General features: G+C 63.9%; 11 protein-coding genes. 5 read left to right on the forward strand and 6 right to left on the reverse strand.

The window, feature by feature from the left end:
• Nucleotides 1–70: 70 nt before the first annotated feature.
• From art_RS10710 to art_RS10720, 3 genes are read right to left on the reverse strand one after another with little or no spacing between them, the layout of a single operon-like run.
• Nucleotides 71–1,222, reverse strand: coding sequence for a hypothetical protein (locus tag art_RS10710; protein WP_038464890.1), 1,152 nt, complete (start codon nt 1,220–1,222; stop codon nt 71–73).
• Nucleotides 1,203–2,297 carry a hypothetical protein gene (locus art_RS21015; RefSeq protein ID WP_052136258.1) on the reverse strand — a complete coding sequence of 365 codons (1,095 nt, stop codon included), beginning with the start codon at nt 2,295–2,297 and terminating at the stop codon, nt 1,203–1,205. The genes art_RS10710 and art_RS21015 overlap by 20 nt, the downstream gene beginning before the upstream one ends.
• Nucleotides 2,294–3,286 carry a hypothetical protein gene (locus tag art_RS10720; protein WP_038464894.1) on the reverse strand — a complete coding sequence of 331 codons (993 nt, stop codon included), beginning with the start codon at nt 3,284–3,286 and terminating at the stop codon, nt 2,294–2,296. The genes art_RS21015 and art_RS10720 overlap by 4 nt, the downstream gene beginning before the upstream one ends.
• Nucleotides 3,287–3,587: 301 nt before the next feature.
• On the opposite strand from art_RS10720, the gene art_RS21680 reads away from it, so the two are divergent.
• Complete coding sequence (locus art_RS21680) at nt 3,588–4,742, forward strand: D-alanyl-D-alanine carboxypeptidase family protein (protein ID WP_082000238.1); 1,155 nt, start codon at nt 3,588–3,590, stop codon at nt 4,740–4,742.
• A gap of 75 nt (nt 4,743–4,817) precedes the next feature.
• Here the strand turns inward: art_RS21680 and gabT are convergent, their stop codons facing one another.
• Both gabT and art_RS10735 read right to left on the reverse strand, forming a co-directional pair.
• The gene (gene gabT, locus art_RS10730; protein ID WP_038464896.1) at nt 4,818–6,179 is read right to left on the reverse strand and encodes a 4-aminobutyrate--2-oxoglutarate transaminase; all 1,362 of its coding nucleotides are present in this window, start codon (nt 6,177–6,179) and stop codon (nt 4,818–4,820) included.
• Between the two features lie 63 nt (nt 6,180–6,242).
• Entirely contained in the window at nt 6,243–7,673 is a 1,431-nt protein-coding gene (locus art_RS10735) for a gamma-aminobutyraldehyde dehydrogenase (protein WP_038464898.1), read from the reverse strand.
• A gap of 140 nt (nt 7,674–7,813) precedes the next feature.
• On the opposite strand from art_RS10735, the gene art_RS10740 reads away from it, so the two are divergent.
• The 4 genes from art_RS10740 to art_RS10755 all read left to right on the forward strand — a co-directional run bounded on the left by art_RS10740 (nt 7,814) and on the right by art_RS10755 (nt 12,628).
• Complete coding sequence (locus art_RS10740; RefSeq protein ID WP_038464900.1) at nt 7,814–9,262, forward strand: PucR family transcriptional regulator; 1,449 nt, start codon at nt 7,814–7,816, stop codon at nt 9,260–9,262.
• Nucleotides 9,263–9,502: 240 nt separating this feature from the next.
• A complete protein-coding gene (locus art_RS21020; RefSeq protein ID WP_052136260.1) occupies nt 9,503–10,495 on the forward strand; it encodes a hypothetical protein in 993 nt (330 codons plus the stop codon).
• Nucleotides 10,496–10,658: 163 nt separating this feature from the next.
• Nucleotides 10,659–11,975 carry a CynX/NimT family MFS transporter gene (locus art_RS10750; protein ID WP_052136262.1) on the forward strand — a complete coding sequence of 439 codons (1,317 nt, stop codon included), beginning with the start codon at nt 10,659–10,661 and terminating at the stop codon, nt 11,973–11,975.
• Entirely contained in the window at nt 11,972–12,628 is a 657-nt protein-coding gene (locus tag art_RS10755; RefSeq protein WP_038464902.1) for a FadR/GntR family transcriptional regulator, read from the forward strand. The genes art_RS10750 and art_RS10755 overlap by 4 nt, the downstream gene beginning before the upstream one ends.
• A gap of 25 nt (nt 12,629–12,653) precedes the next feature.
• Here art_RS10755 and art_RS10760 read toward each other — a convergent pair whose 3' ends face one another.
• The gene (locus art_RS10760) at nt 12,654–14,114 is read right to left on the reverse strand and encodes an FAD-dependent oxidoreductase (RefSeq protein WP_157875237.1); all 1,461 of its coding nucleotides are present in this window, start codon (nt 14,112–14,114) and stop codon (nt 12,654–12,656) included.
• Nucleotides 14,115–14,125: the final 11 nt, after the last annotated feature.

Here is a 14,125-nt window from a genome sequence, read left to right on the forward strand (position 1 = left end):
GTTCGTAGCATTGACTGTACCGCCGCGAGGGGTGTGTGCAACAGGCTTCTTCTAAAGTGCTTTGGCCGGCCTAGGGTTCTTCTTTCCCAAGCACGACGCCGGATCCGTCCAGTTCCGCTGCCGGCCCGGTCCGGGGTGTGATGGCAAGGCTGACAAGTGCCCAGCCAAGCACCAGAAAGCCGACGAGCAGCAGCGGCGTGATCAGGTTTTGTGCCAAGACCGCCCAGTCCTGGTGGCTGGTCTGGCCCCCGTCGGCGAGCTCCACCATGACCGTGCCGGTGGCCGTCGGAAACAGGTACGGCGCAAACATGGCGAACATGCCCGCTGCCACCGCGGCGGTCCCAAACCATAGGCCGCGCATGCTGGACGGGCGGCCGCCGGTGGACTGGCGCCCGGAAAGCTGGCTCTTGGAAGGGTTGGCCTCAGAAGAGTTGGAGCTTTGATGGGTGGTGCCTTTGTCCGCCAAGTCCGGCAGTCCGGCGTCGTCCGTCATGTCGTTGTCCGAAAAGGATTGCCGCCAGCGCCGGGGCACCACGAACAGCACAGCCAGCATCAGCAATGCCGCGACAAACAGCCAGCTGCCACTAAATCTCACCAGGTAGGTCCAGGGCATGGCCATGTTTCCTGCTGCCCTGCTCCACTGCGACATGGCGCCTGGGAAGATCACTATTGCGAACAATCCGACCCATCCGGCTGCGCCCACCGTTACCGCCACCACGGCGAAGGAGATCCGCAGTGCAGGCTCCCACTCCGCCTTGCGTCGTGAAGCAAGGAACAGCATCGCGGCCAGGATGCCTACCCCCGTTGTGAACAGGGCTGGTGCGGCCGCAAAGACGACCTGGCCCCAGGGCTGCAGCTCTATTCCCTGAAACTGGGACGGATCCATTTCCATGCTTGAGGGCACCCAGTACTGCGCCATCAGGGTAAACACTCCGGCGGCGATCATCACAACGGCGGCACCCAACGCAATGAGCCAGCGCCAGGGCGGCCAGACGGGGCTGTCCATCTTCGCGTCCCGGCTCGGCGCTGCCGTCACGGTGTCCGGTTTTTCGGTGACGGGCCCGGTCTTTTCCTTCGGAACTGTGGCAGGAGCCAGTGCTGCGCCCGTCGGGCCTGCAAGCGCTGCGCCGCCTTCCGCAGGCGACCATGCGGGCGCATCACCCCCGTCCCCTCCGGGCTGGAACATCGAGGGGTAGCGTTCATCAAAGTTCCGGCTGGACATGGTCCTCCGCCTGTTCCACTTCGTCGTTCCGCTCGTCGAGGCGACCCGCCTGGGGCGCATCCCGTGGTGTTCGAATGACCGCTGTGATGACGGGGCCAAGTGCAGCGGCAGCTATGACAATGACTCCGGCGGCCACCAATGCCGGAGTCAACATGGGCAACATGGACGGCCAGCCGGGAATCCCTTGGTTTCCGCCCTCGTAATACTGGGTTGAGAGTGGAACATTGGGGAAGATCTTTTGCGCAAACTGTGAGAATACGGCGACGGCGACAAGAAGCAGCCCCACTGTGTAGGCACGTATCAGGGAAGTTTTGTGGCTGATCGCCAGCGCCGCAAACATCAACAGGCCTACGACAAGGGGGCCGAACGCGAACAATCCCAGAAGACTGACAAAGGTCGAGGGACTCATGAAAAAGGTCGACTGCCCGGACAATGAGTCAACGCTCTCGTGGCGGATCGGCGGATACATGTACGTGGCGAACTGGGCGAAGAGCCCCGCGGCCAGCACCGCTGCCGAAGCAATCGCAAACAGCCGCCGCAACCCTTCCCTGCGTGTTGGGTGCTGCTGGGTGTAGAGGAACAACAACAGTGCCAATGCCCCCGCCCCCACACCAACCATTGGCGCGGCAGCCTGCGACGCAACGTAGGCCCACATCTCGCCGGCATACATCTCATTGGGATCCCCGGAGGACTTGGCGATCCAAGAGGGAAGCACTGGCAACAACACACCGAGACTTAGCAGCAGGGCACCGACGATGGCCGGCACGCGCCACAACAGCCACGGGCTCTTGGCGCCTGCGCCGGGGTCGGCTGTTGCGTTGGAGTCGACTAGTTCTGTCCCAGCCAGTCCTGCTGCGGCGGGGATTGGCAGTCCTGTCGCGGCCAAGGCTTCCTGCGCATCTGATGCCGTGCTGTATTGTCCGGGCGCCTGCGGCATCACGGGAACTGCGGCGGGCACAGCCGCCGGAGCTATAGTGTCGGCCGGTGTGACAGGCAAATGGATCCCTGCCGGCATGGCCTCACCGCCGGGTTGGAACATCGCCGGATAGCGGTCATCAAATGGCTGCTTGCTCAAGGCTGTTCCTTTGCTTCCTTCATATGTTTGTCTGTGACTGCCCCGCTGGGGAGGCCAAGACTTCCTTGAATGGTTGCCCACGCCAACACCAGCAGGCCTGCCACCAACATCGGGAGCCCAATCGGCATCATTATGAACCCCGCATCGAATGCTTGTGCGTCCGGATACCTTGGTGCAGCGCTGTCAACTGCCGGGAGGATGGAAGCAGCCAATAAGGCAGCCAGGCCCCCAACCACTGCCAGGCCACCACACCACAGGGCGTTCTTGGTGGAAAAGTCCGGCGCGCTAGGTTGTGCCCCCGGTGTCTCCGTACCAGCTATTTCCTCAGCCCATCTGCGCGGCACGATGACGAGCACAGCAAGCATGAACAACGCCAACGTTAGTGTCCACGTGCCGGTCGGCCGGATGGCAGTCGGCCAGGGTGTCCGCCGGGGCACGCCGTCGTAGGCCGCAGCTGCGTAGTCTGCCTGGCCCGGGAACAAGGCAAAGGAATACAGTGCGAGCAAGGCAACAACAGCGACGAGGACGGCCACAACCCCAAACGCTTTTCTCCCTGCGGATTCCCGCTCGGCAGTCCGTCTGGACACCAGGAAAAGCGATGCCGCAGCGATGCCCAGGCCTGCGACAATCAGGGCGGATGCTGCGGGTGCAAGGTCTGTGCCCCACTCGGCGTAGACGGTTCCGGGATAACCCGGCGGGCCTCCGCTGGAGGACGTGGCCCAGTACTGGGCCGACAGTGAAAACAGCCCTCCCCCAAACAGCAGCACGGCCGCTGCCGGCGCCAGCATCCACCGTTTGTCCGGCTGGACCGCGGCGGCAGTTTCCTCTGCGCCGGATATGCTCTCGTCTTGCAGCTGCGGGGCGTCTTCCAGCACCTGGGGGATCACTTCCTGCACCGGCAGGACCCCTTCACGGATCGCGGAACTCTCAGCATCCGTTCCGGGCTGAAACATGGCCGGGTACCGCCGGTCGAAGTCCTGGTTGCTCATGCCACCCCAATGTGCCGCGCCTGAAGGAAAATATTCCTTCAGCTTACCGAGCCAACCGGTCCGCCACGCATCCATGACATCAGCGAAACCTCTTGTCCTGCCCTGGGAATCGGTTTAGTGTCAAAAAATCAACTCAGATTGGACAGGGTGGCTCTGCCATGAAAACAAAACGATTGATGCTCCTGGTGATGGCAGTGTTTGCCATGGTGGGGACGTTCCTGGCAGTGCCCGGGGCAGCCCTGGCGACAACGCCGGACAACGGAGCGATCGCCTCGAAATACGTCTCAAACCCGCAGCTCGGGTGGCCATCACACCCCTGCGATGCAACCTGCGGCAAGGGGGCTGCTACCGCTCGTACCGGAACGGCAGCATTTACTGGTCCACGGCCACCGGGGCGCACATGACAGTGGGCGCCATCGCGGGGCGGTGGGCATCGCTCAATTGGGAGCGCGGTTTCCTCGGCTACCCCACCACAGATGAAAATTGCACGCTGGTGAATTCTGGCTGCGTTCAGAAGTTCCAGGGCGGCCGCATCTATTGGCAGCCTAATACGGGGGCCAACCCCATTGCCGGGGGAATCGGGTTCCACTGGGACCAGACAGCGGCTGAACGCGGCCCCCTTGGCTACCCAATCAGCGGTGAAAACTGTGCGCTGGTTGCAGGGGGCTGCGTACAAAATTTTCAGGGGGGCTACGTCTACTGGCAGCCCTCCATAGGATCCCATGCAGTTCATGGCGCCCTCGGAGCCAAGTGGGTCCAGATGGGTTATGAGCTCAGCCCGCTGGGCTATCCTGTCAGTGACGAGAGCTGCGGCGGGACGCCGCTGAGCTGCAGCCAATATTTCCAGGGCGGCACCATCACCTGGCCCACCTTTGCGGGTGTCAGCGTCACCCCCTCCCCTTCCAGTACCGGCGTGGTGGTCAACAAGCGCCGGCCCAATTCACCCATGAACCAAACACCCCCAGATCTTGTCTGGGTGGGTTCCCAGCTCATGCGCAGCGAGGCGGCCTGGCAGTTCTCACAGCTGGTTTCCGGAGCGTCCGCGGCGGGCGTGCCGGTCACCACCGTCAGCGGATTCCGCTCCTACGACACACAGGTGGGCCTCTACAACTCCTATGTGTCTCAGTACGGCCGGGCCGTCGCCGACACCATCTCCGCCCGGCCCGGCTTCAGCGAACACCAAACCGGCTTGGTCATGGACGTCGGTAACCCCAACGGGGCGTGCTCACTACAGGCCTGCTTCGAAAACACGCCCGCCGGAGAGTTCGTCAGGAACCACGCCTGGCAGTACGGCTTCATCATCCGCTACACGTGGGCCAATGACTGGGCAACGGGTTACACCTACGAACCCTGGCATCTGCGCTACATCGGCGTCCGGACAGCCACCGACATGCACAACCGCGGCTACCAAACACTGGAGCAGCACTTCGGCCTCGCGGCCGCACCCACGTACTAACCCAACCACTTCGCCGAGATGTGCGATGACGCCCTCCCGGAGAGGGCGTCATCGCACATCTCGGCGAGTAGGCGGTTAGGCGGAGGCGCGGATCGCGTCGGAGAGGACATCCAGGCCATCGTTGAGTAGTTCGTCGCTGATGACCAGCGGCGGGAGCAGGCGGATGACGTTGCCGTAGGTGCCACAGGTCAGGATGATGACACCGGCGGCCAGGCAGGCGCCGGCGATGGCCTTGGCGGCCTCCGCGTTGACTTCCTTGGTGGTGTTGGCAGTGCCCGGCTGGACCAGTTCGATCGCCAGCATGGCGCCGCGGCCGCGGATTTCGCCGATGATGCCGGCCTCGCCCATCTCCGCAACGAGCGCCTCGAAGCGTGCGGTGACGATGCGTTCGATGTTTGCGGCACGGCCGTTGAGGTCGTGCTCCTTCATCGTCTTGATGGCAGCGAGTGCTGCGGCGCAGGCGATCGGGTTTCCGCCGTAGGTGCCGCCGAGGCCGCCGGGGTGCACGGCATCCATGAGGTCCGCGCGGCCCGTGATGGCCGAAAGCGGCAGGCCGCCGGCGATGCCCTTGGCCATCGTGATAATGTCCGGGACAACGCCCTCGTGCGCGGTGGCGAACCATTCGCCGGTGCGGCAGAAACCTGACTGGACCTCGTCGGCGATGAAGACGACACCGTTGTCCTTGGCCCAGGCAGCCAGGGTGGGCAGGAAGCCGTCGGCCGGGACAATGAAGCCGCCCTCACCCTGGATGGGCTCGATCAGGATTGCGGCGACGGAGTCGGCGCCAATCTGCTTCTCGATCATGGTGATGGCGCGGTGTGCCGCCTCTTCACCCTTAATGTCTGCTTCCTCGCGGTAGGGGTAGCTCATGGGCACGCGGTAGATCTCCGGTGCGAACGGGCCGAAGTTCGTCTTGTACGGCATCGCCTTGGCGGTCAGCGCCATGGTCAGGTTGGTGCGGCCGTGGTAGGCGTGGTCGAAGGCGACGATGGCGTCGCGCCCGGTGGCCAGGCGGGCCACCTTGACGGCGTTCTCCACAGCCTCGGCACCGGAGTTGAACAGCACGGTGCGCTTCTCGTGGGTGCCGGGGGTCAGGGCGTTGAGCTCTTCGGCAACCTGGATGTAGCTTTCGTACGGGGTGACCATGAAACAGGTGTGGGTGAAGTGCCCCACCTGCTCGCGGACGGCCTCAACGACGTTGGCATCCGAGGCGCCGACGGAGGTGACGGCGATGCCGGACCCCAGGTCGATGAAGGAGTTGCCGTCAACGTCGGCGATGATGCCGCCGTCGGCGTCCGCTACATAAACGGGAACGGTGGAGGCAACCCCGCCGGCCACAACCGACTTGCGGCGTTCGTTAAGTGCCTGCGACTTGGGGCCGGGGAATGCTCCGAGAATTTGGCGTTTTTGGGCAAGGCGGTACTGGATATCGCTCATGGGAAGTTCCTCTCAATGTTGTTCAAACGCGAACGTGCCGCCGCGCCAAGGGGTTTGTGGGACTTACGCGTCCAGGTTGCTCATGACGTGCTTGATCCGGGTGTAATCTTCCACGCCGTAGATGGAGAGGTCCTTGCCGTAGCCGGACTGTTTGAAGCCGCCGTGCGGCATTTCGGCCGTGAGCATGACGTGGGTGTTGATCCACACCACGCCAAAGTCGAGGTCGCGGGCGAGGCGCATGGCCACGCCGTGGTTGGACGTCCAGACGCTGGATGCGAGGGCATATTCGACGTCGTTTGCCAGCTCGACGGCCTCTTCTTCCGTCTTGAACGTCTGGACGGTGATGACGGGGCCGAAGGTTTCCTGCTGGACAATGTCATCGGTCTGCTTGACACCGTCAACCACTGTGGGTGCGAAGTAGAAGCCCCTGTCGCCAACGCGGGTGCCTCCGGTGACCACCGTGGCGTACTCGGGGATGTTGGCCACCACATCGACCACCTGGTTGAAGTGGTTGATATTGTTCAGCGGGCCGAAGTAGTTCTTGGAATCGTCCTCGTTGCCGGTTTCCAGGCCTTCGGATGCAGTGGCCAGGGCGGCCACGAACTCTTCGTGGGCTGATTCTTCCACAAGAACGCGGGTGATGGCCGTGCAGTCCTGGCCCGCGTTGAAGAAGGCGTATTCCGCAATTTCCTGGGCCGTTTTGCCCAGGTTGGCGTCGGCGAAGACAACTGCCGGGGCCTTGCCGCCGAGTTCCAGGTGGGCGCGTTTGAGGCCCTTTGCTGCCCCGGTGGCCACAGCGATTCCGGCACGCACGGATCCGGTGATGGACACCATGGCGGGGGTCTTGTGGTCAACCATGGATGCGCCCGTGGCACCGTTGCCCAGAACAAAGTTCAGGACGCCTGCCGGAACAATGTCCTTGGCGATGTCGGCGAATACCAGGGTGCTTTCGGGCGTGGTGTCGCTGGGCTTGAGAACAACCGTGTTGCCTGCCGCCAGCGCGGGGCCAATCTTCCAGATGAGCATGAGGAACGGGTAGTTCCACGGGGTGACCTGGGCGATGACACCAACAGGTTCGCGGCGCACAAAGGAGGTGAAGTTCTCCATGTACTCCCCGGCGGAGCGGCCTTCCAACAGTCGTGCCGCACCGGCAAAGAAGCGCAACTGGTCTGCGCCGGCACCAACTTCCTCATCGGCGATCATCTGGCGAACCTGGCCGGTGTTGCGGTGCTGCGCCTCGACAAGTTCGCCACTGCGGGCCTCAACGGCATCGGCAAGTTTCAGCAGCACCCGTTGGCGTTCACCCGGGGTGGCGTGCTTCCACGTCTTGAACGCGGTGGCTGCCGCCTCCATGGCGGCGTCCACATCGGCCTGACTGGAGATGGGCGCCTTCGCCACAATCTCGCCGTTGGTGGGATTGACGATATCCAGGGAATCCGTGCCCGTTACAGGAACAAACTCTCCATTGATGAAGTTCTGCAAGGTCTGGACCACAGTGTTCAACCTCTTTAGCTCGATGTGGAAGGCGGTGTATGCACCGCATATGCGACAGCTTAGGCCCCGCAGCCATCCGAACCGAATAGCCATCTGCACCACTTCACCGTACAGCCGTAGTGCGTTTGTATAGTTGTTCCATGGCACTTTCATTAGCGGACCTCCTCGGCGTACCCAGCTTGCTGCTCAAGAACATGGGTTCCAGCCGAACCCCGCTGACGGCTGCCATCGATTGGGTTGCTGTCACCGAGCTGGAAAACCCGCAGTCCTTCCTCAGCGGCGGGGAACTGGTGCTGACCACGGGAGCCCGGCAGGGCACCGCTGACGCACAGCGCTCCTTTGTCCGACAGATCAAGCGGGCGGGCGCCGTCGGAATTGGTTTTGGCATTGGCTTTGAGCATGAGTCGGTGCCCCCGGCACTCATTGCCGAGGCGAACCGGTGGGGCGTTCCCGTTGTGGAAGTCCCCTACAGCACCCCGTTTATTGCCATCGGCAAGCTCGTGGCCGACGCCCTTTCCTCCGACCATTACATCAAGCTGGAGCGGCTGCTGCGCGAACACCAGGTGCTGGCGCGGGCGCTGTTGACGGGCGGCGGACTGCCGGCGCTGCTGCTCAAGCTCTCCGCCATGGTCTCCGCGGACCTGCTCATCACCCAGTACGGCGGCGAGGTTGCCTCCACCATGCCCGGCACCATCCCGGACGACGGCGCGTGGCATGCGGTTGCGCTGTCAACAGGCAAACGCGATGCCAGCACACTTTGGCTCCGCAAACCGGTTCACGATGACGGGATTGTTGACTACGCGCGCGGCCTGATCAGCATCGAATTGAACAACCTGATGCAGCGAAGGCAGGCGGCACGGCAAATTGCCGGGCAGGTCATTTCCGATGTCATCCGCGGAACGCTGGAGGCAGCGGACTCGGCTGCCAGGTTGGAAAATCTTGGCATCTCCGCCTCGGCAAAAAACTTTGTGCTGTTGGTCAGCTGTGACGAAAGCAAATTTGCAACGCTGTCCACGATCAGTCTGCCTCCCCTCTTGGAGCAGGCGATTGCCGCAACAGTGCATTCCGAGGGTCGGCAGGAATTGCTGCTGGTGGTGCCCACCAAGGCCGGCGACCCCGCCTCGCTGGGCAGGGCCCTGAGCCACCAGATGCACAACGTTGGCATCACGGCACCCGTGGGCATTGGCGGCGCCTATTCCCAGGCGAACGGATTGCGCTGGAGCTACTTTGAGGCCCGTGAGGCAGCCACACGCGGACTGGAGGTCAACGTCCCCGAAAGGCTCAGCCTGACCTCCCTGCTGCTGGCCAGCGAGGACGTGCCCATGGCCGACATGGCCTCAGAGGCGCTGGGGCCCCTGACCTCCTTCGACACCGCGCACGGCTCCGAACTGCTGGACACGTTGGAGACGTATCTGCGGCTCAATGGCTCAGTCGCCGCCGTGGCAGAAGCGCTGTCGCTGCACCGAAACACCGTCCGGTACCGGCTGACCCAGATCGCCGAGCTGACCGGTTACGACCCCGCACTGACGCCGGACCGCGTGCAATTGTGGCTGGCCCTTGCAGTGCGCAGGCTGTCGCCTCCTTCCTGATCCTGGGCACGCTGGGCACGCCGGGCACCGGGCATCCGGGCCCTGCCTCGCCTCCTGTCCGCGCCGAGGCGTGAGATATGGCGACTACGAAGGTTCTAAGTCGCCACATCTCACGTCTCGGCGCAGCAGCGCTTCGTGTTCATTCCTCCACAGGCCGGGCCGAGTGGAACTTGTCCACAGATTTGTCCATGTGGCGTATTTTGGCCCCCTTGCGATCCATTTTTGGCCGCTAATGGGTGTATGAGAACACCCAAACCACTCCCCTGGCCACTGGCCCAACAGGCATTCACCCTCGATCAAGCCGAACGGGCCGGGCTCAGCCGCTCACGCACCCGCGCGCCAGATCTGTGGACGCCCAGCAGAAGCATTCGCATTCCCCACCAAGGCCTGGGCGATTGGCGCAGCATTTGCCGCGCGAACCTCTCCCTGATTCCGGACGGTATCGCCAGCCACAACACGGCAGCCAGCCTCCACGGTCTCTTTCTGCCGTCCCGGCTGGAGAACCACCCACTACTGCAAATCTCTCGGCCCATGGGTCAGGGCAGGCCGCAAAGAAATCTTCTCCGCGGCCACGAATTGTTCTTGGAAGACGGCGACGTGGTCGAGCTTGCGGGCATGCTGGTGACGTCTGTGCAGCGCACACTCCTCGACATTGCCCCGCTGCTGGCCGTTGACGAAATCGTGGAGATCGCGGACCAAATCGTCTGCGCCCATGCGTACAGCTTCAAACCACCAAAATTTCCCATGGTCTCACTGGGCGCACTACACAACTACATCGAGAGGCACACCGGAATGCGGGGGATCCGAAAGGTCCGCGCCGCCATGGAATTAGTGCGTGTCGGTTCGGATTCGCCACGCGAAACACAGCTCCGTCTCCTGATCGAACGGACCCCCCTGCCAGCGTTCGAGTGCAATGTGGAAATCAAGGACCCCAGCGGCACAGGAAGAGTAGGCCCAGATTTGGCCTGCAAGAAGTACCGTACCTGTGCCGAGTACGACGGTGCCCACCACTTCACGGCCGAGCAGCAAGGCAAGGACCACGACCGCGACTTCGTCACTAAATCCCTCGACTGGCACCAGGCCCTGATCAACAACCACGATATGAAGAACGGCGGACAGGTTGCCATCACCAAGATTGCCCGAATGCTTGTCCAGGGCGGGTGGCCGGATCCGCACAATCTGGCCGGACAGTCCCTGCGGGGGAAGCTCAGCACGCGAAGGGACTTCGAATAATGGAAAATTCGGTTCGCCCTCGTCGCGAGACGTGAGATATGGCGAATACAACCCATCTAAGTCGCCATATCTCACGCCTCGGCACTGCCACCGCGGTGATCAGCCCAACACCACACGACTTAGACATCAAACGTCTAACGTCTAACGTTTTACTATTGGAGCAATGTCTCACACTCTGCAGCACCCCCAGCCCCCTGCCCAGACGCCCGCAGCCGCTCATCCGGTTTCCGCACCCAACCCCCAAAAACGGCTCATTGCCGCGTTCGGCATCCTCGCCATCGTGCTCATCGGCCTCAACCTCCGCGCAGGCATCTCCAGCGCCTCGGCCCTGTACCACGACCTGCAACTGGTCGTCGGCTACGGCGCCTTCACGGCGGCACTGCTCCCCTCCATCCCCACGTTGTGTTTCGCGATTGCCGGAGCCGCAACCTCATGGCTGGTCCGCCGCGTTGGCGTTGAGAAGGCCATCGCCATCGCCCTGGTCACGCTGACGGCGGGGTTGGCGCTGCGGGCGGTTCCCAGCGTGGGAATGCTGCTCCTGGGAACGATTGTCAGCATGTCCGGGCTCGCGGTGTGCAACGTGGCCATGCCGTCGTTCATCCGCGAACATTATGCCCATAAAACCGCCGCCATGACGGGCGTTTACACCATCACCATGTCGCTCGGCGCCACCATCTCGGCGGCCGTCAGCGTGCCATTGGCCATGCAGCTGGACTCGCCGTCGCTGGGCCTGGCCGCGTGGGCCATCCTGTCCGTGGTGACGCTGCTCGCCTTCATCCCGATCGCCCTCGCCGCGCACCGCCGACCCGCCGCCGCACCGAGCCCCGCCACGTCACCGTGGAAGCTGCTCAAAACCCGCCAGGGCTTACTGATCACCGCATTCTTCACGATCCAGGCCATCGCCGCGTACTCCATCATCAGCTGGCTGCCCCTGATCCTGATCGACGGCGGCCTCGACCCCGCCACCGCCGGCCTGATGCTCGGCCTGGCGCAGGTGGTCACGGTTGTCACGAACATCGGCCTACTCGCATTGGCCAGCCGCCCCGGCGGTTTGCGCCTCGCGTTCATGCTCGCCAGCGGCTCCTACCTGCTGGGCGCCGTCGCACTTCTGACACTCCCCGCGCCGGCCGCCGTCGCCCCCGCCCTGCTCCTCGGTTTCGGATTTGGCGTGTTCGCCTTGGTCCTGGTCGTCATCAGCAAGAGCGGAAGCACGACGGCGGACGCCACCGCCATGTCCACCGTCGCCCAGTCTGTTGGTTACCTTTTGGGGACGATGGGCCCGTTCGGCCTGGGCCTGGCGCACAGCCTCAGCGGCGGCTGGACCCTGCCGTTAATATTGCTGGTGGGCGTGGCCGCCGCACAGGTGGTGTTGGCCTGGTTGCTCACCGCCACCAAGCGGGACGGCGTTTCCCGGGACAGGGGCGGCCGGAACACGGGCGCAACGACTGCTGTGCCCCTTGCGGAAGGAAGCCCCGCATGAGCCTGACACCCTCCCACCGCGAACCACTTGCCCAAGAGGTCACCGGGAAGCTGAGCCACGCGATCAGCTCGGGAATGTGGGCCGTCAACGAACGCATCCCCTCCGAGCAGGAGCTTATGAAGGAGCTGGGTGTCTCCCGCGGCACCCTCCGGGAAGCCATCAAGTCGCTGGCCCACGTGGGCATGCTGGAAGTCCTGCGCGGCGACGGCACCTATGTGCGGGCCACCAGTGAAATTGCCGGGGCGACGCAAAAGCTGATCGGCCGGCACGGCAACCAGCACGTAGTGGAGGTCCGGCTCGCCCTCGACACCCAGGCAGCACGGTTGGCCGCGCTGAACGCCACGGATGCGCAAAAAGGTGAGATGCGCGCGCTGCTGGCGGACCGGCGTCGTGCATGGGAAGCGAAGGATGTGGCCGGATGGGTCGCCCACGACTGGGAATTCCATCTGGCCGTGGCCCGGGCGTCCGCGAACCCGCTGCTGGCCGGCCTCTACGAGTCCTTCGGCGATGTTGTCCGCAGCGACGTTGCAGCGCACAGCGGCGGCCAGGGCGACGGCTGCCCGCAGGAAGGCCACGAGGACCTGCTTGCGGCCATTGAGGCCCGCGACCCGGACGCCGCATTTGAGACAGCCGCCGAGAACCTGGGGGAGTAGCCCCGTCAAGGCCGGCGCCGCCGGCTTAGCCGACGACGGAGGCGCCGCGGGAGACGTTGACCATGTCGTCGCGGGGCACCACCTTGACGCGTTCGCGCTGCACGGGGCCGTCCTCGGAGGCTGCGGCACCGAGCGCCTTTTCGTGGGCATCCAGTTCCAGCCAGCCTTCCCAGCTGGTGAATTCCACGCCGCGGGAATCGAGCAGCTCAACGATCGTCTCCGGTGCAGGCTCGGCGGCCAGCGGCAGTTCTGCACGGTCGGCGAGCAGGTGCGTGATGGTTTCGAGGGCGTCGCCCTTGGTGCTGCCGATCAGGCCCACCGGTCCGCGCTTGATCCAGCCCGTCGCGTAGAGGCCCGGCACATGGGTTCCGTCGGCACCCAGAACGCGTCCGCCGTCGTTTGTGACAACGCCGCGGCGGTGGTCAAACTCAACGTCCGGCAGGGCCGAGCCGAAGTAGCCCACGGAGCGGTAAACAGCCTGGACCGGGTAGTCGATGAACTCGCCGGTGCCGCGTGCGTTGCCTGTCCCGTCCAGCTCGGTGCGCTCGAATTTGATGCCGGTGACCCTGCCGTCGTCGCCCGTGATCTCGACCGGGTTGTGGAGGAAGTGCAGGTGGAGGCGTCGGGAGGCACCCGTGGCGGGGTCGGCGGCGTCGTCCTCCTGCTCGACGAGCCAGTTGGTGAGCGTGTTGACCATGGTCTTGACCTGGTTGTTGGTCTTGACGGCGGCATCGGAGGCCTCGTCGAAGTCGAAGTCCTCCTCGTAGAGCACAATGTCAACGTCTTTGGAGTGGCTCAGCTCCCGCAGCTCCATCGGTGTGAACTTCACCTGTGCCGGGCCTCGGCGGCCGAAGATGTGCACGTCGGTGACGGGCGAGGCCTTCAGGCCCTGGTAGACGTTGTCCGGGATTTCGGTGACGAGCATGTCGTCGGCGTGTTTGGACAGGACGCGGGCCACGTCAAGGGCCACATTGCCGTTCCCGATCACGGCGATCTCCTTGGCGGTCAGCGGCCATTCGCGGGACACGTCGGGGTGGCCGTCGTACCAGGAGACGAAGTCCGCGCCGCCGTAGGAGCCGTCCAGCTCGATGCCAGGAATGTTCAGGTCCGCGTCCTTGATGGCCCCGGTGGCGAAGATGACGGCGTCGTAATGCTTCGCCAGGTCCTCGAGCGCCAGGTCCGTGCCGTAGTCGACGTTGCCGAAGAAGCGGATGTCGCCGCGGTCCAGCACCTTGTGAAGGGCGTTCATGATGCCCTTGATGCGCGGGTGGTCCGGGGCGACGCCGTAGCGGATCAGGCCGTACGGGGCAGGGTATCGGTCGAACAGGTCAATACTGACGACCAGGCCGTCGCGCACTGCCGCGCTCTTGGTAATCATGTCCGCCGCATAGACGCCGGCGGGGCCTGAGCCAATGACGGCGATGCGCAACGGACGCTCCTGGGTTCCGGGCGCAGCTGGAGTGTGTGATGACACGGAGGTGCTCATTTCGTTGTGTG

It is taken from the genome of Arthrobacter sp. PAMC 25486 (assembly GCF_000785535.1).
Lineage (GTDB): Bacteria > Actinomycetota > Actinomycetes > Actinomycetales > Micrococcaceae > Specibacter.